Source organism: Methanolobus sp. WCC1 (assembly GCF_045690315.1).
Taxonomy (GTDB): Archaea; Halobacteriota; Methanosarcinia; order Methanosarcinales; family Methanosarcinaceae; genus Methanolobus; species Methanolobus tindarius.
In genome coordinates this window covers 1,170,189-1,196,047 of record NZ_CP146979.1, presented here as the reverse complement: position 1 = coordinate 1,196,047, position 25,859 = coordinate 1,170,189, and the positions used below count along the sequence as shown (strand labels likewise).

At 41.8% G+C, this 25,859-nt stretch carries 28 protein-coding genes; 14 read left to right on the top strand and 14 right to left on the bottom strand.

The features are described from left to right. Positions 1-90 precede the first annotated feature (90 nt). Positions 91-1,152, bottom strand: a complete 1,062-nt coding sequence (locus tag V7O61_RS05875; RefSeq protein WP_407282444.1) for a DUF362 domain-containing protein — start codon at positions 1,150-1,152, stop codon at positions 91-93. Between the two features lie 336 nt (positions 1,153-1,488). Between V7O61_RS05875 and V7O61_RS05870 the strand changes: the two genes are divergently transcribed. Genes V7O61_RS05870 through V7O61_RS05860 form a run of 3 tightly spaced genes read left to right on the top strand, consistent with a single transcriptional unit; the run spans position 1,489 to position 2,034 of the window. Then, positions 1,489-1,650, top strand: coding sequence for a hypothetical protein (locus tag V7O61_RS05870; RefSeq protein ID WP_023843984.1), 162 nt, complete (start codon positions 1,489-1,491; stop codon positions 1,648-1,650). A gap of 46 nt (positions 1,651-1,696) precedes the next feature. Beyond that, entirely contained in the window at positions 1,697-1,864 is a 168-nt protein-coding gene (locus tag V7O61_RS05865; RefSeq protein WP_023843985.1) for a hypothetical protein, read from the top strand. Further along, positions 1,861-2,034 carry a hypothetical protein gene (locus tag V7O61_RS05860; RefSeq protein ID WP_156916227.1) on the top strand — a complete coding sequence of 58 codons (174 nt, stop codon included), beginning with the start codon at positions 1,861-1,863 and terminating at the stop codon, positions 2,032-2,034. The genes V7O61_RS05865 and V7O61_RS05860 overlap by 4 nt, the downstream gene beginning before the upstream one ends. A gap of 28 nt (positions 2,035-2,062) precedes the next feature. Here V7O61_RS05860 and V7O61_RS05855 read toward each other — a convergent pair whose 3' ends face one another. The 7 genes from V7O61_RS05855 to cdhA form a co-directional block, all read right to left on the bottom strand. Next, positions 2,063-2,410 (bottom strand): hypothetical protein, encoded by a 348-nt coding sequence (locus tag V7O61_RS05855; protein ID WP_407282445.1) that lies wholly within the window; start codon positions 2,408-2,410, stop codon positions 2,063-2,065. Positions 2,411-2,570: 160 nt separating this feature from the next. After that, on the bottom strand, positions 2,571-3,980 hold the full coding sequence (gene acsC / locus V7O61_RS05850) for an acetyl-CoA decarbonylase/synthase complex subunit gamma (RefSeq protein ID WP_407282446.1): 1,410 nt from the start codon (positions 3,978-3,980) through the stop codon (positions 2,571-2,573). Between the two features lie 3 nt (positions 3,981-3,983). Next, complete coding sequence (gene cdhD, locus V7O61_RS05845; RefSeq protein ID WP_407282447.1) at positions 3,984-5,309, bottom strand: CO dehydrogenase/acetyl-CoA synthase subunit delta; 1,326 nt, start codon at positions 5,307-5,309, stop codon at positions 3,984-3,986. A gap of 26 nt (positions 5,310-5,335) precedes the next feature. After that, the gene (locus V7O61_RS05840) at positions 5,336-6,088 is read right to left on the bottom strand and encodes an AAA family ATPase (protein ID WP_023843990.1); all 753 of its coding nucleotides are present in this window, start codon (positions 6,086-6,088) and stop codon (positions 5,336-5,338) included. A gap of 12 nt (positions 6,089-6,100) precedes the next feature. After that, positions 6,101-7,510 (bottom strand): CO dehydrogenase/CO-methylating acetyl-CoA synthase complex subunit beta, encoded by a 1,410-nt coding sequence (cdhC, locus tag V7O61_RS05835; protein ID WP_023843991.1) that lies wholly within the window; start codon positions 7,508-7,510, stop codon positions 6,101-6,103. A 34-nt stretch (positions 7,511-7,544) separates the two neighbouring features. Then, positions 7,545-8,057: a CO dehydrogenase/acetyl-CoA synthase complex subunit epsilon gene (gene cdhB / locus V7O61_RS05830; protein ID WP_023843992.1), complete on the bottom strand. Its 513-nt coding sequence runs from the start codon at positions 8,055-8,057 to the stop codon at positions 7,545-7,547. Further along, positions 8,058-10,469, bottom strand: a complete 2,412-nt coding sequence (gene cdhA / locus V7O61_RS05825) for a CO dehydrogenase/acetyl-CoA synthase complex subunit alpha (protein ID WP_407282448.1) — start codon at positions 10,467-10,469, stop codon at positions 8,058-8,060. 380 nt (positions 10,470-10,849) lie between these two features. Here cdhA and V7O61_RS05820 point away from each other — a divergent pair, with 380 nt between their 5' ends. From V7O61_RS05820 to V7O61_RS05810, 3 genes are all read left to right on the top strand, one after another. Next, on the top strand, positions 10,850-11,713 hold the full coding sequence (locus V7O61_RS05820) for a rhomboid family intramembrane serine protease (RefSeq protein ID WP_407282449.1): 864 nt from the start codon (positions 10,850-10,852) through the stop codon (positions 11,711-11,713). Positions 11,714-11,718: 5 nt separating this feature from the next. Next, a complete protein-coding gene (locus tag V7O61_RS05815; protein ID WP_288069225.1) occupies positions 11,719-12,132 on the top strand; it encodes a hypothetical protein in 414 nt (137 codons plus the stop codon). A 230-nt stretch (positions 12,133-12,362) separates the two neighbouring features. After that, positions 12,363-12,962, top strand: a complete 600-nt coding sequence (locus V7O61_RS05810; protein WP_288069226.1) for a TIGR00288 family NYN domain-containing protein — start codon at positions 12,363-12,365, stop codon at positions 12,960-12,962. A gap of 6 nt (positions 12,963-12,968) precedes the next feature. Here the strand turns inward: V7O61_RS05810 and V7O61_RS05805 are convergent, their stop codons facing one another. The 6 genes from V7O61_RS05805 to V7O61_RS05780 all read right to left on the bottom strand — a co-directional run bounded on the left by V7O61_RS05805 (position 12,969) and on the right by V7O61_RS05780 (position 18,208). Next, positions 12,969-14,141 (bottom strand): homocitrate synthase family protein, encoded by a 1,173-nt coding sequence (locus V7O61_RS05805; RefSeq protein WP_407282450.1) that lies wholly within the window; start codon positions 14,139-14,141, stop codon positions 12,969-12,971. Positions 14,142-14,335: 194 nt separating this feature from the next. After that, positions 14,336-15,169 carry an NAD(+)/NADH kinase gene (locus tag V7O61_RS05800; RefSeq protein ID WP_288069230.1) on the bottom strand — a complete coding sequence of 278 codons (834 nt, stop codon included), beginning with the start codon at positions 15,167-15,169 and terminating at the stop codon, positions 14,336-14,338. Further along, positions 15,156-15,983 (bottom strand): bifunctional fructose-bisphosphatase/inositol-phosphate phosphatase, encoded by an 828-nt coding sequence (locus V7O61_RS05795; protein WP_407282451.1) that lies wholly within the window; start codon positions 15,981-15,983, stop codon positions 15,156-15,158. Before V7O61_RS05795 ends, V7O61_RS05800 begins: the two co-directional genes overlap by 14 nt. 24 nt (positions 15,984-16,007) lie before the next feature. After that, positions 16,008-17,015, bottom strand: coding sequence for a type II glyceraldehyde-3-phosphate dehydrogenase (locus tag V7O61_RS05790; protein ID WP_288069234.1), 1,008 nt, complete (start codon positions 17,013-17,015; stop codon positions 16,008-16,010). A 110-nt stretch (positions 17,016-17,125) separates the two neighbouring features. Then, complete coding sequence (locus tag V7O61_RS05785) at positions 17,126-17,311, bottom strand: CooT family nickel-binding protein (protein WP_407282452.1); 186 nt, start codon at positions 17,309-17,311, stop codon at positions 17,126-17,128. 21 nt (positions 17,312-17,332) lie between these two features. Then, the gene (locus V7O61_RS05780; protein ID WP_023844003.1) at positions 17,333-18,208 is read right to left on the bottom strand and encodes a DUF89 domain-containing protein; all 876 of its coding nucleotides are present in this window, start codon (positions 18,206-18,208) and stop codon (positions 17,333-17,335) included. Positions 18,209-18,347: 139 nt separating this feature from the next. Between V7O61_RS05780 and V7O61_RS05775 the strand changes: the two genes are divergently transcribed. The 8 genes from V7O61_RS05775 (at position 18,348) to V7O61_RS05740 (ending at position 25,859) form a co-directional block, all read left to right on the top strand. Next, positions 18,348-18,905 (top strand): VIT1/CCC1 transporter family protein, encoded by a 558-nt coding sequence (locus V7O61_RS05775; RefSeq protein ID WP_023844004.1) that lies wholly within the window; start codon positions 18,348-18,350, stop codon positions 18,903-18,905. A 197-nt stretch (positions 18,906-19,102) separates the two neighbouring features. Beyond that, positions 19,103-19,735, top strand: a complete 633-nt coding sequence (locus tag V7O61_RS05770) for a hypothetical protein (protein ID WP_407282453.1) — start codon at positions 19,103-19,105, stop codon at positions 19,733-19,735. A 91-nt stretch (positions 19,736-19,826) separates the two neighbouring features. Next, the gene (locus V7O61_RS05765; RefSeq protein WP_342766012.1) at positions 19,827-20,780 is read left to right on the top strand and encodes a calcium/sodium antiporter; all 954 of its coding nucleotides are present in this window, start codon (positions 19,827-19,829) and stop codon (positions 20,778-20,780) included. Positions 20,781-20,861: 81 nt separating this feature from the next. Further along, entirely contained in the window at positions 20,862-21,323 is a 462-nt protein-coding gene (locus V7O61_RS05760) for a hypothetical protein (protein WP_023844007.1), read from the top strand. Between the two features lie 115 nt (positions 21,324-21,438). Next, positions 21,439-21,996, top strand: a complete 558-nt coding sequence (locus V7O61_RS05755) for a CBS domain-containing protein (protein ID WP_023844008.1) — start codon at positions 21,439-21,441, stop codon at positions 21,994-21,996. 30 nt (positions 21,997-22,026) lie between these two features. Next, positions 22,027-22,743, top strand: a complete 717-nt coding sequence (locus V7O61_RS05750) for a M50 family metallopeptidase (protein ID WP_288069244.1) — start codon at positions 22,027-22,029, stop codon at positions 22,741-22,743. Positions 22,744-22,915: 172 nt separating this feature from the next. Further along, positions 22,916-24,385, top strand: a complete 1,470-nt coding sequence (locus tag V7O61_RS05745) for a hypothetical protein (protein ID WP_288069245.1) — start codon at positions 22,916-22,918, stop codon at positions 24,383-24,385. 325 nt (positions 24,386-24,710) lie between these two features. Next, a complete protein-coding gene (locus V7O61_RS05740; RefSeq protein ID WP_407282454.1) occupies positions 24,711-25,859 on the top strand; it encodes a pyridoxal-phosphate-dependent aminotransferase family protein in 1,149 nt (382 codons plus the stop codon).

The following is a 25,859-nucleotide window of genomic DNA, read 5'->3' as shown; positions in this document are numbered from 1 at the left end:
ACCATGCTTAGTTAAATATTGTTTTCGCTCAGATATAATTATGTTCCGGGAACATTAGGTAAAATCCTGATTCACAATCATGAATCTAAATTAATTACGTATCAATTCATAATTCATTCTTCCGGCACCTATTTTCTCAGCAAATTCCAGATGTATCATAGGGTCTATTCCCCACACGTTGTTGACACAGCCTCCACCATCATGCTTCATCCTTTCATTAACAAGATCAAGACTGGCTTTATCAAGAGCTACCGGATCCTTAGATGCTGCAATTCCAACATCCCCGGCAAATGCAGGAGATGAGAAATTAAAGCAGTCACATCCGGGAGTGAGATCAAATATCCAGTTAATATATCCTATCTTGCCTGGGAGTAGTTTGATGGGACCATAAGCTGCTTCACCAAGTTTTTCCTGCATCCGTACCGGAGAATCTGCAGGAGGGACAATGGCACCAAAATTGCAACTGGCAAAACATGCTAATTCTCCACGACACAAATCATGATCCACAATTGCTTTTCCGTCTACTACGGAAAGAGCATCCCATGGACAGACATCAACACATTTTCTGCAGCCTACACATTTATCGACATCTATAGAAGGTCTTGCTACTTTATGGACCGCAGTCTTTCCTGCCTTGTCCAGGCAACCCATCCCCAAGTTCTTGACAGCCGCACCAAAACCTGATGCAGGATGTCCTTTGCAATGGGATATCACGATCATAGAATCTGCACTTGCTATTGCTGATGCAACTGTAATACTGTCAATAACTTCCCCGCCTATATCAACATAAACTGAATCATCGCCATGAATACCATCAGCACAGATAAATGGAGCACCCATAGTCCCCAGGGAAAAACCATTAGTAGCAGCCGTATTAAGAACATCTACACCATTGAATCTCTTGCTGGGATAGAGTACAGTAGTGTCGGTGACAAACGGAATGCCGCCTGCTTTTTTTACAAGATCCACAACTGTCTTTACTATCACGGGGCGAACATAAGTCGTGTTTCCAAGTTCTCCGGGATGTATTTTTATGGCAACAATATCACCTTCGGAAACTGGCGATATTTCCGGAAACAGGTTAGTTACCTGATCTATCTGGGTATTCATAGGACCGATGTCCTCTGCAGCTTTGAAAAAAACTTGGCTCATAAATTCTTCTCCAGTATATGGTTTACAATCTAACATATTTATACATACTTCAGTTATGTGGACAGACCATGTATTTTATATATTAGAATACATAATAATAAATATATTAAACATGTGTTGATGTAAAACAGACTAATTATTCAATAACAGAGACAGCACAAATAATAAAATATCCTTAAAAACGCAATTAATGAAGCTCCCAATTTGTTAGAAACAAAAAGTACCCAAAACACAAATATCTATATATATTTTACAGATATAAATAGATTATATGCATCTTGTATATATCTGTGCATGGAGTATTAGAGTTTGAGAAAAGAAAAAAGGAGAGAATAAATGAAAAATATAAAAAAGTGTATGGAAATATATGCAAATTCCACAATAGGCGCATCAGAAGCCGGTCTCAAGCTGATAAAAAACGGTCAGTATAGAAACAATATGGATGAGGAAGACATAGAGTTTGCACGTTTCATGATAGGTGGAATGGGTGCAAAATAAAGCAGACATATAGACCATATTTGCCAATTTTAAGCGTGGGAGAAACATGAAAATAGAAGAAAGTCTGTGCTGTGAATTTTGCAATACCGAACTTAAGAGACAGCTGATAGGATCAAATGTATTCTACTACTGTAAGGATTGCGGAAGGATTACTTCCGCAAAAGATCTGGTAACAATCAGAATAAACGATGATGGAGTAAAAGCATGTGTATGATAGAGGAACTTGGGTATTCTGAAGAAAACAAAAAAATATACTGTACAAGCTGCATTATTTTCCAGAAAACAGGGAAATGCGAATTCCTGAACTACCTTGAATCAAAAATAACTGCAGATCTTAACAATGAGTATTTTCAGGAAATATTAATAGATGATTGCGGATTTTAATACTGAATAAAACCGCAGTCAATTTATATTATTCTATGAACCAATCCACGTAAGCAAGCAGCTCTTTTTTATCCCAATTACCAATCTTTTGTGGACTATCATTACGACTTCCGCCAAATACATCCGATTTTTGGTTATCATCAAGAACATGAACTTTGTATTGTCCTTCATCACTATCACGGATAAAATATCCAGGACTCATTGATTCCGATTTTTTCCACATACTGATTTTAGAATAATCCCACAAACAGTTTGCCCATTCTGCCATTTTTTCAATATGCTCGTCTTTCACATCCACAATGTCACCCATAATGACACAATGCATTCCATTACGTGTAAGTTCCATGCTATTGTGAGTTCTTACTATCAAGTCCATTTTATCCCAGATTAACGATATTCAAATAATATAATAATTTTTTGTTCAGAAATATCTTTTCAGATAAAACAAAAATAGTAAAAAGCGACAAAAATAGCCAAAAAAGTAAATTAAAGATGCTATGCAAAAATCATAGCATCTCAAAGTTTAAGAGATCAGATTATTTCTTCTGTGGTGGCCAGTTCTTTTCCATCCAGCCAGGGATCCTACCGGAATCTGCAGGACCTACCATCACATTAGCACCTGTTGCATCTTCCACATCACCCTGCAGACGTGCTGCAAGTCCGGGGATGACAACAGTGTTGTGGCTTGTGTCATTCTTCAGATCGAATCCGGAATCCTCGATTCCCTTCTTGATCTTCTCGGCGGTAAGCTGCCCACCGGCTACTGCAGCCTCTACACCGATACCGTCGGTATCAATTGCCCAGAGGAAACAGTCGATCTTGTTGGATGCGATATCACTCTCTACTGTGTAGTATGTGCGAGCAAAGTTGGTTGTAACGAGAACTGGTGAATCTGCGGTTGGTTCTCCTACCTTGTACATACCCGGATCTACTGTGACCGGCTTTCTTGGGTCAGTATAGATTGTGTCACGGATGTGCAGTTCAGGCAGCATTGCATATGGCTCTGTGCTGTGGAGGATCATTATGTCACCGTACTTGATGGTGAATACTGAAGCAACCACTGTTTCCCAGTAAGATGCGCTTACAGGGTCATCGTGTGCCATCCATGCTGTGAATGGAACTGCCATAATTGGGTAAGCGATCTCGCGGTCACCGTCAATTCCAGCCCTGCGAACCTTGAGGAAATTGGTAAGTGTCTGTTTGAGCTGCTTGCCGGTTGGGAATGTTCCCGGATCGAGTACAAGTTTCTCAGTACCCATTTCTGCAAATGTCTTTGCCAGTGTCTTGAGCATGTCAAGGTCATCTGGTGCAAAGAGTGTTACAGGTACATCGTACTCAAGTGCGAGATCCCCGACTTCCTTCCAGTTGTCCTTGTTTGCTGCGTAGAGCAGTGGGTTCCTGTCCTTTGAAACTTCAAGACCAGCCTTTAAGACTGCAGGATCAAATGAACAGAGAATGATTGGCAGGTCTGTTGTCTCAACTACCTTCTTAACTGCTGCTGCAAACTTAGCAGGGTCTTTGGATGTGCAACGTACTGCAATCATGTCTACGGTGAGGAAGTTTCCTACATAGAACTTCTTGAAGTCCTGGATGTATTTTACCCTCTCCACGAGGTCCTTCTCATCCATGCTGTCAGTTACATCATATGCAAACTGTGTCTGGTTGAAGAATGTAAGCTTGTGCCTGTAGAGAACATCGTCTCCACCTATCTTTGCTATCTTGTCACCGACACCAATCTCAACTTCCCTGATCTCAGGAGCAAGGAGTGCATCGAGCTCTTCGTACTTCTTCTTGAATTTAGCTTCAAGGATTGGCTTACAGTCAGTAAGTTTGTGTGACCTGTCGATAAGGTGTGCTGCAAAAGCCATACACGTAGCTTCACCACATTCACCACAGTTAGTAGCTGGCAGGAATTTGTAAGCTTCCAGTGGACTGTTAATTTTCATTTATCACACCTCCGCTCCAATCCAATTGGTGATGTCTATCTCTTCGGACTCGATGGAACCGTAGAGTGTCTGTGTAATTTCCTTGAGCACCTGTACAGATGTTGGGTGCATCATCATGAACATATCGTTACCTGCAAGTGAGAGTGCAAGACCTGTGACAATTTCCCAGATAGGTCCACGGTACTCCCTTGGTCCCCAGTCAGAGTCCTGGTTAAGCGGGGATGAGACCATCCATGCCTCACGAGCACCCCATGCGTTGGTGGTACCGGATGACATTGGGAATGTCAGTTCGTCGTCGCCCATAAGACCTGCAAGTCTTATACGCTCCATGTTAGTGTAAGCGTAGTCAAGACCATAACCAAGTGCTGCTGTGGTTGGGTCCATTACAATTCTTTCTCTTGGGACATTACACTGCTTCATAAGCTTCCTGTTAAGCTCTTTCTGAGCGTTGATCTCAAGCTGTGTCCAGGAAAGTACATTGTGTCCGTAGTCCATGGCTGCCTTTGCAATCCTCTCATAGTCAAGGTTCAGACTTGCGGATGCAAGGAGTACTCTTTCTCCTTCTGCAACTTCTGCTGCCTTCTCGAGTACTTCAGGGTCCTTCTCAGGGTTGCCTGAACCACCGATAACGATTGGTACGTCAACTGCCTGAAGAACATCCTCGACAACCTTTGCTGCTTCCTTTGCAGGAGTGTCGTTGATGAGCGGGTCAGTTGAAATTAAGTGAATTGTTACCATATCTGCGTTAAAGTCACGCACGACCTTCTTTGCCCATTCTGCAGGGTCGTTGATAACATCCTCGTAGTTGCCTTTTACTGCCTTAGCCATACCTATTGGCATGTCGAAAACGTCCATTGTGACGTAGTTTCTGTGTGGCATTTCTGCATCGAAGTAATATGGAAGTGCGTTCTCTCCACCAATGGTCACGGTGCTCTTTCTCGTTCCACCGTCACCTGATGTTGCACCAAGTGTTACTTCCTGTATTGGGTTCTTCCAGTTGTCTACCTTTGCAACCTCAAATTTGGAAGCAAGGAGTTCCTGTATCTTCGGAGAAGTTGGAAGTGCTTCTGGCTGTGGCATCTCTCCCATTCCGAAAGCAGATGCGAACAACTGTTCAGCAGGGAATCCAAGCATCCTTCCGATGTTGGCCATGTGCAGGGATATCTGGGAGATCTCATTTCCCAGTGCATAAGCGAGTGCAGGATTAAGACCTCCACCGCCTGTGATATTAAGCTCGATGTCACCTTCGATGGTCACACCTTCAAGTGACTCCACATCGAGGTCCTGCAAAATATCACTGAGCTGTGATAATTTCATTTTCTTTGTCATGTGCATTCCACCTAATGATAAATTTGTTACAAACCAAGTTTCTGAGCGATCTTCTCAACTTCCTGTACTGCAACGGAATCGTCAGGAAGATCAAATAAAGGTTCCCCGGCGAGATCTCTTTCCACGATCATCTCATCCACAGGGATCATTCCTATTAATTCAAGACCGAGTTCTTCAGCAGTACTGGAGATCCTCTCACGGTTTGCATCTGTGACCTTATTTGCAATAACGTAAATGTTGGAAACATCGGTTTCCAGCTCGTTAACAAGTTCCCTGATACGCTCAGCAGTCCTAAGACCCCTGCGTGAACCATCTGTAACAACCACAAGATCATCTACGTTCCTGAAGATTTTCCTGCTGAAATGTTCCAGACCGGCTTCAGCATCGATGATGAGTACGTCATAGTTTGTTACAAGCTTGTTCATGATACCACGAAGCAGGTTGTTAACATAACAGTAGCATCCAGAACCTTCAGGCCTTCCCATGACCAGCAGGTCATATCCTGGCATTTCTTCAAGGATCTCATAGAGTTTTCCTTCCAGTATGGATTCCTTGTTGATGTCAGGAGGAAGGTTATCACGTTCCTCATGCATGTACTCTTTTATGTCACCAATTGTTTTGGTGGTATCACACCCGAGAGTTTCCGGGAGATTGGTATCAGGGTCCGCATCAACGGCAAGGACTACCTTGTCACCCTTTGTAAGTTGACGAATGAGAAGACTGGTCGTTGCCGTCTTCCCTGTTCCGCCTTTACCTGTCACTGCAATTATCTTAGCCACAGAAGACCTCTCTTAGTCCTGTTTCTTAATGATAACTTTCTCAATGCTTACTTTTGCATTCTTAAGGACGATCTTAACACCGCCGGATCCACCGCCGCTCATCATTGGCATGGAAGGCATGAAGTTGGTTGGCATCTGCATCTGTGGTGCAAATCCAGCCTGTGGAGCTGATTCAGCTGCTTCTTCCTCTTCCGGTGCTTCCTCTTCTTCCTCTACCCATCTCTCAAGAATTGGGTGATTCTTTTCCTTGAGGAAGTTTCTGAGACTCTCTACATCTGCCGCATCCTCTTCGGTTGCAACCATGTCACGCATCTCTTCAGGAATATCGTTAAGTACCTTGTCCTTGAGCATCTTTGGCATCCATACAACTCTGTCCCAGCCACCATCAGCTTCGATGAACTTTGGTGAACGGAAGTAATTAACACCGATTCCAAGGAAACCTACTACCTGCTTACCTCCACCGGTCTGTCCTGCCATGGTTGAGAACTGGAGACCATTTGGTGCTGTACCTGCAAAGTCCCTGTCTACCCATCCGATACCGTCTACTTCTGGTATGTAGAAACCTACTACTTCGAAGCATCCACAGGATGTGTGTGGGTATTCAAAGAATGAGTGGAGCTTTATACGGTCATATTCACCGCTTGAAAGTCTCTTTGCTGCTTCATTGACACCGGTGTATTCTCCGGATTCTGCGTCAATGACATCTCCCTTTGGAATTGCAAACTGAGGACCTTCAGGGTCTACCTTTGCAGCTGCCCTTCCATCGAACCAGTTGATAGCACCACAAAGTGAGATCCTGTCAGGGGTAACTACACAAACATTGGTAGGAGCGAATGATGCACAAAGGGTACATCCGTAGAATGTGTCGACATCCTCATCATGAAGGTCACGGGTCCTTTCATCCCTTGCCTTGTAGACTGCTCTTGCGTTGTCGATCTCCTTGTCGATCTCAGCTTCATCTGTGATGTAGATAGCCTCTACAGCCTCTATGAATGGAAGCTCGTTCTTAAAGAGCATCATAATAGCCTTTGCAACGGACTCGAAGGATGTCATGCCCTTTGCAACAGCGTCCTTGCTTACCCTCATCCAGACATCGTCTCTCTGGTTAAGGTGCATGAAACCCTGTATATAGTTCTGGAATTCGTGGTTCCTTCTTTCAACAATTGACTCAAGATCAGCTTCTACAAGCTCTCCTGCGATCTTGTAGACCATTGCAAGAGGATATCTTGAACCTTCTTCCATGTCTGAAAGGTCCGGACCGATAAGTGTGAACTTGTTATCCTCAACTTCGCTCATCTCAGCTGCTCTTACAAGCTCAAATCCTTTGGATTTAGGTCCACCGAGTTCCACGTGCATACCGTCTTTTCTAATCCTCTCTCCTTCAAACATAGGAGATATTTCAAAAGGGAATTCATCTGCCATGATTAGTTCTCCGTATTGTCACCTTAAAGTTAAATTATAAATTATCAATAAATTCGTCAAGCGCCTCGAGATAGACTTCCGGTTTAAGATTTCCGAAAGACAGTGTTGCATTCTGCATGAAATTTCTCTCGATAGCTATGGTCTTCAGATCTGTGAAGTTCTTGATACCGGCAAGTACCTGATTAAGATAGTACTTTTTGTGACCGATAAAAAGAATTGTATCATAGGAACCCTGCCCGTCAAGACCGCCCCAGTTCTTGTCACCAAGGAAGTGGCCAAGTGAGTGGACATTGATATATTTTGCACCGATGTCCTTGTCAACAAGTGCAGTGATGGAATGTCCGGTAGCTGCTACCGGAACACCCTTTCTTGCAATTGCAATTGTTTTCTCGACAAGTTTCTCATCTTTCAGGATCTCAGATCCTACTACCATAAGAGGTCTCTTAGCCTTGGTAATAAGCTTTCCTGCTACATTTGGGTTGACAGGTTTTGCTACATTTCGTCCCCATGTTGCATATATCTGGGTGTTTTTAGTTGTATCCACCATTTAGCATTCCCCCTTGCAGAGTCTCTTTACATTTGTAGGCTGGGATGAAACATCGGATTTCATTGTTGGTCCTGAAAGGATCTTCTTACGCTTCCAGTCAATCTCCCATCCATGGTCTGCCTCAAGGATCTTAAGAAGCTCTTCACGCTTTGCAAGCGGAAGGTCTGTCTCTGTCCTTACAAACTTGTACCAGTCGTCAGGCCTGTGACCGAGATACTTCTGGCTTAGTTCCATGTAGTGAGTGAGTTTGATCATCCTACCCATGTTGTTATCGGATGGACGGATACAGTTCTTTGCAAGCATTGGGAGCAGCTCTTCAATGGATTCTGCTGTTGTAAGCAGGAACTCTGGTGCTGCAGGAATTGGCATCTCCGAACCGTCTCTTGCATCGTATACCTTCCAGTCATCTTCCTGGTAAGGTTTACCAATAAGAGCTCTTCTGTACTTGGAACCGTGTGGTCCAACTACTACAGGAATACCGAGTCTGTTACATCCTGATGCAATGGATGCTGCCTTCTGGGAGTATGCTCCCCATGCAACACCAACAGCACCGATACGGTTTGTGATGTAATCAGCAATTTCTTCGTAGTTACCTGAAACGTTCCTCTGAGCAAAAATAGCAGCTACCTTAATTGCTGTTCCTGTGATGTGCGAGTTTGAAACACATGAACCTACGTTAATGAGGTTACCGGCAAGGAACTTTGCAGGATACTTCTCATAGAGAGTCTCACCGTCTTCGTTCTTGTACATACCAAGGTCCATTGCAGAACATCCTGACATTACAACGATGTAGTTCCTCTTGAGCATCTCATCTGCTACTGTGTAAAGGTCTCTTGTACCATCAGGATAGTTGGAACACCCTACCATTGCAACAATACCTGGTGTTGTTCCCAGTACAAGGTTGACACCTTCCTCACGGATTTCAGGGTCACTAATCTGACCTCTTCCTGCACGCATAAGGCCCTTCTCCTCACGGATGAGTTTCTGGGATGCCTTCTCTATCATATTAAGTACAGGAATATCCTTTGGACATGCCTGGTCACAGCGTCCGCAGGCAATACACTTGTCATGCAGGTACTCAAACTTGCTGAAGTCCTTGTCAACACCTGCTCTCATTGCCTCCATGATCGGGAGGTTGTCAGGACAATCCATCTCACAAGCGCCACACTGGACACACTTTGCGGAAAGTTCCTGAAGTTCGTCATCGCCTGGAAGTGCCTTGATACCCATTTCCTCGCGTATCTTTGACATCTTGATAGCAAGTTCAGGTGCAACTTCTCCGAGTACATCGAAGTCAAGAATAAGTGCTCCTGGCTCTTTGAAAGTTGAAAGGTCTTCAATGATATCTGCAGCACTGTCGTTTGACCTGTTACGCAGACCGTACATAATCTTTTCGTTAGTGGTGATTACAGGAATAGAGAGCTTCTTTGCCTCATCGAGGACATCTGCCCTGACACACTGTTCGTCAACAACAATAACATCAGGCACACCGGACCTTATCATCTTGAGTTCCTTTGCAAGGGTACCGATGACCTTAGCCTGTGGTTTCTGGCCCTGATCTGTCTGGTAACGTGTCATGTCAATTGCAGTACAGCAAAGTCCTGCAAGCTCCATCTTGTCTTCAAGACCGTGGTCGTGTATGTAATCCATAATGTTAGTAACACCTGCTACATTGTGACCGATAACAACAAGCACCGGTTTGCTTGAGTCAATGCAACCCATTCCAATCTCTACAAGGGGAGCCTCAGGATCTGACTTTGGCATTCCAAGACATGATATCTGTGCAAGGTCGGATACTTCCATACCTACGTGGTCAAGCATACCACCGTGGAGAATCTTTGACTCGAAATCGATTGCTGCTCCTTCCTGACCTGCGTGGATGGTTGCGAGCAACTGTGTGAGCTGTTCCTCAACATAGTCCATTACTTCTTCAAGGTCACCAAGCGTCTCTGGCTTAATACCTGTTACAGCCTGTGTATTTGGTGCAATCAGGTTTGATGGACCAACTTCTATTGGCTTGTCCTCACCATAAAGATGAATCAGGTGGTGAAGGATGTGACGTCCGTGTCCTGCGTGTGCTGCAGCACCGGTAATTACCCTGAGAAGTGTCTCACGTGCCTGGTGTGCTTCCATGTTGATACCACATGCACCTTCCTTGTTGTTTGAAAGGTCACATTTACCAAAGGTACAGTAACAACACTGGTCACAGACTGGTGTGTAAACTGGCTGGTAACGGGACAGAAGTGTGTAGTCCCAGTCTCTCAGACCTGAGATGCCCGGCTTTGGAGTTGGACCTACCTCAACCCCTTCTTCTTTTGCCTTTTTCTCAATGGCACCTACGATCTTACCGATTGTAATCTGAACATTTTCCAAATCATCAATAGAAAATTGTCCAGCTTCTAAGTCGCTCATGTTTGTTTTGTCCTCCTTTGTAGATGTCGAAGTGCTACTAAAAAACACTATTTTATGATTTATTATGAATTATCTCTAAATTCGTAATATTTTTGAAACTGTAGTGTAGGATGTTCTAATAACACCATCCCCTATAAAAAAGTTTCCGGAATCTATCATGATTATTTGTTACCATTCATTCAATGTTTCACATCATGAGTCCGGTCAAAAAGATATATACGTACATATGAGTAATAAGTGACAACAATATACGATTTTAACATATAAGTGTTCCGATAACTGTCACGATTATTCTTGACATACCAATGCCCTACTATCGCGTATTTTTAGGAAATGGTTTTATTTAATGCCGTTCTACCATGAAGGAGCATTTAATCACGGTGAATCATTTGGACAAAAAATGCTGGATATGTGGCAAGGAAGAGGCAATACCCTTTAAATGTCGTTTTTGCGGAAAAACATTTTGTTCAAGACACAGACTACCTGAGCAACATGCATGCGAAGGCCTTGAACAGCTAAAAAAAGAAGGATATAGCAACGGAAGTTCTGCTTATGGAACTGACAGTACCGATGACATATTTAAGGATGCTTTAAAAAGCACTGCTAAATATGCGGCCAGGAGCGCAGTCAGAGGAGTTGGAAGTAATATAAAGTATTCCATGAAAAACAGTCCTGCAATGGCCATCATTTACCTGTGTATTTTCTCGTTTATCCTGCAGATATTCATATCAGGATACATGCAGCTATTACAGCTTGTACCGGCATTTGTATTACAAAGGCCTTGGACACTTGTAACACATATGTTTGTGCATTCCGGTTTCACTCACCTTTTCTTCAACATGCTTGTACTGTTCTTTTTCGGACCGGAAATGGAAAGAAGAGCCGGTAAGAAAATATTCCTTTACGTGTATTTCACCGCAGGCTTGGTAGCTGCTATTGCATATACTTTAACCAGCAGTAGTCCTTATACACCAGTAGTAGGTGCCAGTGGTGCAATTATGGGAATATTTGCAGCGCTTGCGCTCATAGCACCGGATATAAGAGTATATGTATATTTCATTCCGATGCAGATCACACATGCACTGATACTCTTCATACTCTTAGACTTCCTCCTGCTTGGGTCAAATGACATGGTTGCTCACACGGCACATCTTAGTGGAGCCCTTGTGGGACTTCTCATGGGAAGCAGGATAAAGAGAGCACAAAATCGATATAACTACAATGACACATATTACAGAAGGTGATACTGTTGGCTGCAGCCTCACACCTTGCCAGGGTTTTTCCAAGACCTGAAGAAGGTGAGACAATACCCATTCAATTTATTGACATGCAGGAAAAGCTTGCCGGCTGGTCACCTGAACTTAAAAGATCTGTATATGTAGATGATTTTAAAGATACCGATGGCCTGAAAAGAGTGAGGGAAGTCCACCTGCTCAGAGTCTACAACTGGCTTCTGGATGGTGAAAGTCTTATTGAACTTTCTGATATGGAAAAAGCCCAGTTTGAAGAAGTGATGGATACGTTTATAAAAGATGGCGGTGAAATTCTTTTTACAAGAAAAAGAATGAGTGGGAGGTTTGTAAACTACTTCATCCTTGGTGATGAAAGAAGGTCGCGGTCAAGTATCAAAAAGCATTATCTGGCGGAGATTATAGATAATTAAGATCTGCCTCTTGCTGCAAAGCGGATAACACTTTAGTAAACTTATATTCAACAGTGCCATCATATGGCCACATCAGTAATTATTATATTCTATTAGATGTTATCCCCATTATTAACAGTTATAAATTACCAATATCAACCTGGTATATATTACCATAAATTATCGGAAAATGATCTTCCGATAACGAGCATTACTCATAATCATTCATATTACAATTATAGCGAGGCATCATGGCCAATGTTAAAACCGGACTTAATTCAATAGTCAAATATCTTAGTACAAAAAAGGAAACCGGAAGAAGAAGTATCGGGCTTCTTGTTGACGGTCCTAACGTGCTCCGAAAGGAGTTCAACGTAAATCTAGAAGAGATCAGGGATGTACTGAAAGAATACGGAAATGTTAAAATTGGGAGAGTATTCCTGAACCAGTACGCATCTGACAAACTTGTGGAAGCAATTGAGAACAACGGATTTGAACCAATCATATGTTCAAGCGATGTGGACGTAAGGCTTGCTGTAGAAGGAATGGAACTCGTCTACAATCCCACTATTGACACAATGGCACTTGTAACAAGGGACGCAGATTTCAAACCTCTTCTGAACAAAGCCAACGAACATGGAAAAGAAACAATCATTTTTGGCGTTGAACCGGGATTTTCCACTGCTCTTAGAAATTCAGCTGATTATGTCATCTTACTGGAAAACGACGAAATGAATTATTACGATGATTCACATTTTGAGGATGAAGATGATGACGACATTGAGTTTAACAACAACAATGATGTCGGCCAGAATTCCCGTAGAAAAAATGAAGCATTAATTGACTATTAATGCTTTTTACTGATTTTTAGTTTCATTGATCATAGTTTCCAGCCTGGAAGGGGAAATTCCATGCTTGGTTTCAGTACAGTTCTTAATCCTGTCAAGAAGTACGGTAAGTTCCTCATTGGAAAGCGTATGTCCCATTTCTTCAACAATACCTTTCAGGGCTTTCATACCTGTGTGTTTGCCCACTATAAGATGGCGTTTTCCACCTACCATTTCAGGACTGAACAGTTCATAAGTACGTGGTTCTTCAAGAATAGCGCAAACATGAATGCCTGATTCATGTGAAAATGCATGTTCACCAACAATCGCCTTGGTAACCGAAGGTTTAAGCCCGGAATACTGGTTCACCATTTCTGACAGCTCTGTCAGTTTAGTAGTATCATACCTGTCAATTCCATACTGTACCCTGAGTGCAACCAGAACTTCTTCAAGCGAAGCATTACCTGCACGCTCACCAATCGAATTTACAGTTGTATGAAGCTGCTTTGCACCCGCCTCCGCTGCAGCAAGAGTATTTGCAGTTGCCATTCCAAGATCATTGTGACAGTGGATACAGATAGGAGTATTTACAGCTTTTTTGATTTCACTAACAAGATAATATGTACTGCTGGGATTGAGAATACCAATGGTATCTGCAATACTCACATAATCAACTTTGTATTCTTCGGCGGCCTTGAATGCCTTTTTAAGAACTTCAATATCAGTTCTTGTACCGTCTTCCGCTGCAAATCTCACACCAACACCATGGTCCTTTGCATACTGGACAGCTTCCATTGCAGCAGAGAACATTTCCTCGCAGCTTTTATGGTATTTATGTTTCAGGTGAAGATCTGACATTGCAATAAATATACTGATAAAATCAACATCACAGTCAACAGCAACTTCAACATCACTTACCCTTGATCTTGAAAGACAGCATGTCCTGGAATTAAGACCCATATTGGCTATTTCCTTGACTATTTCTTTCTCACCAGCTGAGACAACAGGGAAGCCTGCTTCTATAATATCAACGCCAACTGAGTCAAGCTTTGTAGCAAGGGCAATTTTTTCCTCCCTTGTAAAGACCACTCCCGGTGTCTGCTCACCGTCCCTGAGTGTCACATCACATATCTCAATATCAAGAGGTGGCAAGTTCAAATAATCCATAAGCTTGTTTCTTGAGTAATCTTTATTTTCTGACATGCATCTGACTCCTTTGATTGCTGGTCAATTTCCAGTTCCATTATATAACTGTTAGGTTTTTTAAGATAATTTCTTCTTTTTCCACAAATGTTCAAGAGCAATGTTTATTAAGAAATTAGAAGGCAATTTTATGCTGATTTTGTGTATTTTCATTTAAACCAGGAATCACATTAAAGGTTGCGCAATCTTAAACCTCATGATAGTTTACTCTGCACCTTTTCATAGAACCCGTTAATAGAGCTGCTCACAAACCTTGCAGGATTCTCAGCCCTTGTAACCGTAACAAGATCATTCTCCACCATGTTGTAGGAATGCTGGCCATCAATTACCAGTGCAGCTTCCTTTTCAGGAATTGTCATCTCAACTTTAATACTGCTGTTACCGGGTACTATCCAGGGTCTTGCTGAAAGCTTAAAAGGTGCAATTGGCACAATTATTGATGCATCCACTCGTGGATCTACAATTGGCCCTCCTGCACTCATTGCATAAGCCGTTGAACCTGTTGGTGTTGCAACTACAATACCATCAGCCCTCATATCCTCAATTTCCGATTCATCAACTGCAATCCTGAAAGTAAGAATCTTTGCCGGTCTTGCTGTTATGAGAACGATCTCATTTGTTGCATCCTGTAACCTTTTACCGTTCAAATAAACACTCAGGCGTGAACGCTCCGTGTAACTAAAACCTTTAAGAACATCAGCAATGTCTTTAATAGCATCTTCAGGAGGAACATCCACCAGAAAACCCAGTGTACCCAGATTTATGCCCAGAACCGGGAGAGGATCTTCCATCTTTGAAATGTTGCGAAGCACTGTACCATCACCACCAACTGAGATGATAAGCTGTACACCTGCATTCTGCATCTGCTCAACCGGAAGACAATTATCAGTTATACCCAGATGCTGACCGGTTTTTGGTGAAAAGAAGATCTCCACTTTTGAGTTAAACTCATCATAGATCTTCCTGACCATATCAAGAGCATCCTGCTGGTCAAATCGCGATACAATACCTATTTTACTTACCTTCATTTGTTATCCCTGTTGAAAGCTTTAAGATACTATCATGTGCAAGTCCGTTGGATGCTATCACGCAAACCCTGCTTAATAATTGGTTTTCTAACTTTAAAGGGTAACCGTTCCCATCGGTGACAGTTCCACCGGCTTCCTCTATCATGAGTTTACCGGCCGCAATATCAGTCATACGCATGGTACCCCTGACATCTGCAAAAGCATCAATTTTTCCTGCTGCAACATAACACAACTCAAGTGCCACACTACCCAGTGACCTGATTCGCCTCACATTCCCAGAAAGGCATGAAGCAGCAGAAATATTTTGCCTGTAACCATAAACACTGACACAGAATTTCCGAATATCAGAATTATCGGATGTTTTCAGTTTTGTCCCATTGAAATAAGCCCCTTTACCATGTTCTGCATAAAATGTATCCCCATTGGCAAGATTTCGGACATACCCGAATATTATATCATTAAGGTCAGTTGAAGCTATGGCAAGTGAAATACTATAAAAAGGAATACCCTGCACGGCATTGTACGTACCGTCTATCGGATCGATTATAAGTGTCAAATCAGGAAGCTCTGGAGAATGACCTACAATCTTCTCCCCGGCCTCTTCACTGATAATTCTGAAAGGACTGTCTTCCTTTCCCAGAACTTCAAAAATAGCTTTTTCCGAAACGTCATCAATGAGTTTCGTAGGTGTACCATCGGCACCCATGTAAAGGATCTTGCCGGCCTCATCTGTGCCGACAATATCCCTGACAGACACATGCACTGCTTTTGCTATCCTTTCACTCAGTTCCAGGAATTCATTGCCGGAGTGCATGTAATCTGTAAAGTAGTGACGAAATTAAAGTCCCATTGCCTTGTTGGTCTTTGCTATGGACTTCGCACCGTCTGTCTCGATCTCTGTCAATGCACGGATAGCATCGACATTCTCTGGAATTACATCAGACTCCTGGTGAATTGCCTGGAAGAAGTACAGTTCACCTTCATACATCGTAACAGATTCTTCCCAGATACAGTTCTCCCACATGTCGCCTCTTGGACGTCCCATATCCTTTCCAAGCTCCATGATTTCAGCAGTAGAACCAATGCCCTGTCCAATCATCCTTACACGTGGCTGTTTTGCAAGAAGTGCCTTCACATCTTCAGTACTGCAGTCCTTTTCCATCTCGATGTTCAGGGTGTGAAGGTGCATAAGCGTTGTTGGAAGTTTTACAGCTGTTGATGTGATATTGATGTGTGGAATTACGGACTTTACATCCGGACCGTGGTGTGAAGGGAGCTTGATTGGGTTTGGAACAATAGCATTAATAGGACCGTTCTTTACATCATTTGGATCTGCAGACCTTCTCATGAGTGTTACTCTTACCTTCTTTACACCATATTCCTGATCAAGAGGATAGATTACCCTGCACAGACCTGTTGTATTACAGGAAACAACTCTTACAAAATCCCTGCCGAGTGCTTCTTCATAATTAGCTTCAGCATTAAATGAGCAACCTGCAAGTTCATGTTTCTCGCCGCCCTGCCACATTGCCTTAACGCCTGCTTTCTCATAAAGAGCCTTGTTCTTTTCACCGATTCCACCTGGAGTACAGTCAACAACGACATCTGCTTCTGCGATCATGTCATCGATTGAACCTGCAGCAGGAATTCCTGCCTTCTTCATGTCATCTACCCTGTCAGCTAAGGTATAGACATTGTAACCTTTGTCATGTGCAACGAAAGCCTCATAATTTGGTCTTGTCTTTGCAATGCCTATTATTTCCATGTCATCCTGCATGGTAACAGCATCAGCAACACGTTTACCAATTGTACCATATCCATTTATTGCAACTTTTACTTTTGACATATTAGTTCCTTCCTATCTTTTCGTCCTTAATTTTAATATTAGTACCTCAATAATTGTGAATGGAATCTTAAATTCACTTAAATATACAATGTCTTTTATGTATATTAAAATCATTTGTGAAGTGTAGCTTCACCAGTTCCAAAATTGATCTCTTTTACAGACCCTTTTACAGTCTCGCTCTCTCCAAATATACCGTAGACTGTAACGGAATCACCTTCAACAACAAGTCTTGTTACCGATTCCATAACTACATCACGGTTCTCACCGTCAATGAGGATGACCTTTAGCTCACACATACTTATTCCCTCTTTAAATGCTTACTCAAATAAACGGGCTACAGAACAGCCCTTTGGAGCCCCGATATCTTCTCCCACCGGGTCACACTTCACCTTTAGTAAATATGCGATTGGTCTATAACTCTCTTCTGACATGGTCTCGTAATTTGCCATGCCTTTACTGATGATAAGTGAAGCATTGTCCAGTGCATCCTTAAGTTCCTCAGGAGCTTCCTGAAGGCGAACACCTATTGCATTGGACCCGGTTGTCAGAACACGGTCGACTTTGTCTGCAATTCCAAACTCCTCAATCTCTTCCATGGTCACATCGTTGAGTATTGGTGCACCCCTTACAACGAGAGTGATTTTTCCGCCCATTTTTTTAATAATCTCAAAAACAAGAGTGTCAATAAGAATCTCACCACAGTTATCTGCAAGATAGACAACATTGCTGAGTTTATCCAGCATCCTGTCTGTATCATCTATGTCCAGGCCACGCTCGAAGTGGTCCTTAAATGTTTCATCGAAAACATCAATAGGAACTTCAAGACCCATTACACCATAGTCAAAATAGTTACCAATGACTGCCGCAAGCACTGCGCGTTTAAATGTAGCAATATCATCCCCTTCACCGTTGAAAACATGAGAGCGTATTACAGGCATGAACCTTTCAGCGGTCTTGCTACTGAGTTCTTTCATGCTTTTGTACGGATCATTATCATCCAGAATTTCGTAGGCTTTCCTGTGCATGGGAGTGGATAGTTCTGCCGCAGGCATTCCCGGCTCATAGAGTGAATTGAGCGTTTTTATTCCTCCGAGAATTGCTTTCTGGATCAGCTCTTCGTTATCAGTTGACAGTTCTGCTTCCTGGTGAACCCGGGATAACAGGCAATATGAACATCTTGGGTGAACTTTCATCGGACCATTCCTGTGTGAGTTGTCTGTCGTGTATTTTTATCATCTGCTATAAGCTTAACCTTGCCAGTATCCTGAAATAGTCCGAAAAAGAAAAAAAGCTTTGTGTGTATCTATAGTCTGATAAGGATTTAAGATAATTATGAACTACAAAAGTATTTCAAAGTTTAAACGTTTTAAATTGAAAACCGAGCATGGGCGCTACATTATATTAGGAAGTATCGATGGCATACTGGCTATTCTTGGTGTTGTCATAGGTACATCACATGTGGCAGATGACCCGGCAATTGTTATTAATGCCGCACTTGGAGGAGCTGTTGCCCTGGCACTCACAAACGGAGTCGGATCATATCTTGCTGAAAGTGCAGTGGAGTTTGGCAAACTGGCAGAACTGGAAAAACCACTTCTTCGAAGTCTTAACAGGACAAAAATAGAAGAAGAAACTAAAAAGAAAATATGGAGCGATTCCATATTCCACGGCGGAGCAAGTTTCTGCGGCTCATTGGTACCAATACTTCCTTTCCTTCTTCTGGACGAATACTCACTTGAAGTGGCAGTGGTATTGAGTATATCAGTGCTCTCAGTACTTGGAGTGTACTCTGGAAAACTTGCAAAGCAGAGCATGATCAAACACTCAGTGCGCATGGTCGGACTGGGAATAATGATCGTAACTGCGGTTACTGTACTTGGACTGGAGTAATGAATATTGGATTTGAAAATATTATCAAATTAACCATAGATTTGTTTTGAATTATAATAAAATAATTTAGCAAAGCTTAAGAACAATATAGTTCAGTAATCACTTTAGCCAGTCAAAATTAATTTCTGGTACACAGTAAAACTAGAAGGTGGTTACTTATTAAACACGGAAAAAATTTGTTATTGGTAGTTGGTACTATGATTATTTCCTGCATGCTGGTGAGCACAGTATCAGGGCAAACCTACAGTGGAGTTGAGTTTAGCTCAGGAGACTCTTCTTTTGCAGATGAAATTGTGGAATATCAATTAAATGGTGGTGCAGAAGATGGGAACATCAGCCGGATACTTGGAATTCCTGACAGGAAATCCGTGAGTCTCGGAGCCTATGGTTCTGTGGTTCTTAAATTTACAGATAATGCTCTTACATGTTCAGGAGATGAACAGGACGATCTGGTAGTTTATGAAGCCGGAACTTCTGCCCAGGAAATAGTAGAGGTATTTATCAGCGTGGATGGAAATGAATGGATTAGGGTAGGAACCGGAAACAGAAAAAGCTTCTTTGATATTGACTCTGTTGCGGGAGTTAAATACGGAGAAAAATACAGTTACGTCAAAATTGTGGACTACACAGGACTTAATATTGGTAGCTCATACGAAGGTGCTGACATGGATGCAGTGGGAGCTATAACTTCAACAGGCCCTGCAACAAATGAAGAAAGCAACAATGAACTTCCTGTATCACAGACCGAAATACCGGAATTCCCTACAATAGCTACCCCAATGCTTGCCATTATGGGACTTGCTCTGATTAGTAGTAGGAAAAAACAGTAAAAACAATAGTATAAGCTATTGTTTATTTTCTTTTTTTATTTACAGGTTAATCACTATTTTCACTCATGTTTAAATCACATGGAAATATATAATGACCCTCATGCTTGTAACGGTTGTATTATTGCTGGTAAGCCTTGTGATGATCACAAAAGGAGCAGATTGGTTTGTGGAATCTGCCGTAACTATTTCTGAAAAAAGCGGCATCCCTAAAATAATAATTGGCGCTACCATTGTCAGCTTTGCAACCACTGCACCGGAATTTACAGTTTCTGCCATGGCAGCCTATCTTGATCACGTTGAAATGACTGTAGGAAATGCAGTCGGTTCTGCAATCTGTAACATAGGACTTGTACTTGGCACGGTAATTGCCATTAAGGCAATACCTATAGAACTTCATGGCTTTACACGCAAAGGCGGATTCATGATTGGTTCTGCCTTGCTGTTGTTAGCAGTTTCATATGATGGTGTGGTAAGCTCTTTTGACGGGATACTCCTGTTGCTTGTGTTCGTTGGATTCATGTATTATAATTTCCGTCTTCAACGTGCAGTCTTTGACGGTAATGAAGAGCTCAGGGAAAAAGTGCCTCTAAGTGACTTAAAAAAAGATATTGTTCTTTTCATAACTGGTGCGTTATTTGTAGTAATCGGCAGTAGAATACTTGTTGATGCGGGAATTACCATTGCAGAATGGCTCGGTATTCCTGAAATGATTATAGCTCTTACACTGGTGGCACTTGGAACATCCCTTCCTGAATTAATTACCGCAGTTTCAGCTACCTTAAAAGGACATCAGGACATATCAATAGGAAACATACTCGGTGCCAATACAATGGACATTGCACTCATCCTTGGAGCATCTTCGCAGATAAGACCTCTCACAATACTTTCACAGTCATTGAATTATGATTTTCCGATAATGATCGCATTGATGCTGATTCTGATAATTTTTGGTATCACAGGGAAAAAACTGGAAAGATGGGAAGGTGGAGTTATCCTTGGAGTTTATGTGGGCTACATAGCTGGCCTGTTCACTCTTTTCAACTAAAAAGTGTAATAACGAATGTAATGACAAAACGATAAATTTAAGTTACGACACTTGCTAGTTCTAATAGAAAGGTGGTATATTATGAAAAATAAATTTATGATATTCATTTTGTTGCTGGTACTGTCCCTTGCAGTATCCGGATGTAGCGATAAAGAAGAGACAATTACTGTTCAGGATGAAGAAGGTAATGATGTGGATATTACCTACACAGAAGGTTCAGAAGATGAAGTCTGCCCTGTAGGTTCAACCATCACAATGAGCAATCCAAACACCGGTGAAGGCATGGTTATGGAAATTGTAGGTACTGAAGTCATAGAAGGAGTAGAAATGTGCCACATGGTTGCTGATATAAACGCCGAAGATGGAGAAGTAGCTAAAATGGAGATGTACACTCCGATTAATGATGATGATGAAAGCTTCATCATGACTTATTATGATGAGGATGGCAATGTCCTGTCAGAAATGAAATTCATGGACGGAAAAATGACTATGACGGACGAGAACGGTGAAACTTTTGAAATGACCGGAGGAATGGGAGAATAATCCTGTTTCCTCATTTTACTCATCCTTATTCTACTTTTTAATTAAAACTCACTGTTTTCTTCAGTATTCTTTTCTGAATTGATTTTAAATAGGATAATTACCATGAGTAATAACTATGCAATTGCCGTCCCCAGATGAACTGAAACAGAAAAGGATTGATCTCGGCCTGACGCAGAGTGACCTTGCAAAACGTGCAGGAGTAAGTCAGCCACTTATTGCAAGAATAGAAGCAGGAGATGTGGATCCCAGGTTATCAACTCTCAGGAAAATAATCGATGTTTTTAATGATATCGAAAAAGAGGACATATACCTCAGGGACATCATGAACAGAGAGCTTATTTCTGTTGATCCTAACGAGAGTATTGATAAAGCTGTCAGCATCATGGAAAAATACAATATTTCCCAGATACCTGTAATTAAGGACGGAATTTCAGTTGGCAGTATATCTGAAGAGATGATCGTCAGGTCCATGGCTAACAAAAAAGCATCTGAGGTATCACATATGAAAATAGGTGATATTATGGGAGATTCCTTCCCGACACTTTCCCCGGGAACTGATGTTAAGACAGCATCTTATATGCTTGAGAAACATCCTGCAGTACTCGTACTGGAAAAAGGGCAGGTTGCAGGTGTTGTTACCAAATACGATATTCTTAAATTGCTGAGTGAATGAGTTTTATGATATACAAATTCAGGGGAAACAATGAGTAAGGCTTACAAAATTGGGAAAATTATTGGAATACCTATAAAAATAGACATTTCATTTCTAATTGTACTGCCTTTATTTGCATGGTTCTTTTCTTCATATGTACAGCCATTTGGATTCGCAGGTGTCCAGCCTGAGATAATGAAATATGCTTTTTCATTGCTGACTGCAATTCTGCTTTTTGTATCCGTACTGGTACATGAACTTGCACACTCATATTTCAGTCTGCTATTCGGAGGAAGTATTAAAGAGATAAGACTCCATCTGCTTGGAGGAGTCGCTTCCATGAATCGAGAGGTTAAGGAGCCATTGAAGGTAATGGTAATTGTAGCCGCAGGACCGCTTTCAAGCATAATACTTGGAGTATTGCTTCTCGTTTTGAATTATATTTTAAACCCTGCATCCTTTACAGAAGGAAATACAACATTATTGATGCTTTTTATTCTGGGATACGTCAATATTTTCATGGGGCTTTTCAACCTGATTCCTGCATTCCCAATGGATGGAGGAAGAATACTAAGGGCTTTTCTTTCATTGTTTATGGATTATGTTAAAGCAACAGAGAAAGCCGTTTTAATTGGAAAGATAATTGCTGTTTTATTGGGAGTATTTGGTTTATTCACTGATTTGTGGTTACTGCTTATTGCATTATACATCTACGGCAATGCAAGCAGAGAAGAGCAGCTGGTAAAAATGATATATAGCAAATTTTAGAATTTGCTCAAGTAAATTTTCTCCAGTCTAACACAGATGCTAACATTCATGATTATTAATTATAAGGTTCAGTCCAATTCTAATAAATTTAAATATTAAGAAATCCAATGAGATTGATGTAATTATATAATAATATCGTAATATATTGTAGATTTTAGGCTGGATGGAAAAAATGAAAACAAAATTAATAGCATTAGTAGCAATGCTCACAATATGCATTGTGGCACTTTCAGGATGTACTGATATCAGTGACTCCTACAAACCCGGAAGTTTCGGAGCGACCGAGGAAGAACAACAGATAGTGGATGCAGTTACTGAAAAATATGGTGACATGACAGCCAGCGGAGAACCAAGACTCCTTGAAGTGATGATGACTTCATCAACTGTAAACTTCATACCTGTTGATAAAGTACTCAAATACTCAAAAGACTCAGAAGAATTGTATGCATGGTTCATCTATGACAACTTCAATTACGATACAATAAGTGTGGAATGGATTTACCTTGAATCTGATTATTCAATTTACACATTCGAGTCTGAAACCGGAGAAGACTTTGGACGTGGAACTTTCATTCTTGAACAACCGGATGACGGTTGGCCGCTCGGAGATTACAGAGTGGTAATTAGTGGCGCAGGCATTGAAGAATCAGTAGACTTTGAAATTATAGACGGAGCAACCGTTTCAGAACCATTTGATCTGCTGAACGGTGCAACTGTTGACAGCCATAAAGCAGATTTCGGAAACTCAGGTACAAGTGACGAAACACCAGCTCCGCAAAGCGGATTCACAGCCGAAAGCACATCGCACAGCTTTGTGGGTGAATGGTCTTCCAACTGGGGTGACATGGAATTCTGGGAATCAGACGGCAAGATATATGGTGAGTACACACACGATGCAGGTAGACTTGAAGGTGTTGTGAACGGCGATGTATTCATAGGAACATGGTCTGAAAGCCCTTCATACGCAGAACCAAACGATGCAGGTGATGTGGAAATTAAACTCAGCAGTGATGGGAATTCATTTGAAGGAAACTGGAGATACGGCTCAGACAGTTCAACATGGAGCGGGGGATGGACAGGAACCAGAGTAGGAGAATCAATGACTACAACAAGCTCAGCTTCATCAGGTGTTACACCTGGATGGTACCTTGTTACAGTTGAAGATTACGGAGATAAAGTAATCAGCACAAATGACTACTACTCATACGATGTCGACTATGAGAGAGGTAATGTCTGGACAAGTAACACCGGAGATCACGGTGAAACAGTACAGGTCAGAACCATCAGTGATGAACCAGAAGACTTCTATGCTGCTGAAGAAGAAATCGTTATCAATGTCAGAAAAGAGGGTGAACTTATAGCACCAGACGATCTCGGGCTTTATGATACAAGTTCTATTGGTATAGACTTTGCTGATGTAGCTGTTGACAGAGGAACCTCAAGCTCGTATTCCCTTGAAGATGAAACGTACGGAGCATATTTCAAGATGGGATGGGGCGATCAAACAGGTGATATTAAAGAAGGTACATTCAAGGCAAATGCCCCGGGAGCAGATGCATTTGGAGGTTCATTCAGAATACTTTATTACTATTCTAATGGAGGAACCTACAGAACAAACTACATCTACGAATGGAAAGAGTAATTCTCTTCCATTTCTCTTTTTTAATTATTCCACAATATTTGTTTGAACTATTCCTTATTCGCCCCTACTTTATCGTATCCTGCTGAATTACCTGCAAAGCGAATGTTTCTTATAAATTCAAAGATTCTATGATGTTATTTGCTGAATGGAATTGGCTGAAATATGTATATCCTTTATGGAATCAGAAATTGAACTGAGAGTCCATAATAGGTTTATATAATAGGGTTGCATATCAGGCAAAAGTTGCCGCATGGACAAGATGCCCACAGGCAAATAGAATTTCATATTTCAATTACATTAACACTAATATAATCAGGAGATTAATATGGATCTTGAAGATACACTTCTTATGATGCCAGGACCGGTTCCGGTCGCACCTCGCGTTCTCAGGGCAATGTCAAAACCTATGATTAATCACAGGGGAACAGAGTTCTCAGCAATGTTTGATGATTGCCGTGAAATTCTTGCCGATGTTTTCCAGACAAAGAATGATATTTTCATTTTAAGTGGCTCAGGTACTGCTGCAATGGAAGCTGCTGTTGGATGTACTGTAGGAAAGGATGATGTTGTAGTTGCCCTTGAAAATGGTAAATTCGGAGAGAGATTCAAGGACATTGCTGCAAGATACGGAAAAGTAAACGCACTTGAAAATGAGTGGGGACATTCCTTTAACCTTGAAGAAATTGAGAAAAAACTTGAGGAAGGTGCAAAGGCAATTACTCTTGTCCACAACGAAACATCCGTAGGCATTCAGAACCCGGCAGAAGAAATAGGAAAACTCGCAAAGAAGTACGATGCTCTCTTTATTATGGATGGTGTTACAACCCTTGGAGGAGACACTGTGAAAGTAGATGACTGGGGCGTTGACATTGCTGTTGTAGGTTCACAGAAATGTCTTGCTGCACCGCCAGGACTTTCCATGATCTCTGTCAGCGAAAAAGCACTTGAAGCAATGAACGAGAAGGATGCACTTCCATATTATCTTGATCTTAAAGCACACAAAAAGAGTGCTGATAAGTCACAGACACCATACACACCAGGAGTTCCTTTATTCTTCGGTCTTCAGGAAGCACTCCACATTGTAAAGGAAGAAGGTATGGAAGCAAGGATCAACCGCCATGCAACAGGTGCAAAAGCAATCAGGGCTGCTGCAGATGCAATGGGACTTGAAATGTTCCCACAGCTTAATGATGAACACAGTCATTATTCAAACACAGTATCCGCAATGAAAGCTCCGGAAGGAGTAAGTGGAAATGATATTAAGAAAGACCTGATGGCAAAAGGAATCACCATCGCTGGTGGCCAGGCACATCTTAGCGGCAAGATCTTCAGGATAGGAAGCATGGGTAATGTCCAGCCAAAGGACATTATGCTCACAATACAGGAACTTGAAATGACCCTGGTGAAAAGAGGAGTTGTTTCTGAATTCGGAGCTGGCGTTGAAGCAGCAGCAGAAGTGCTGAACACACTTTAA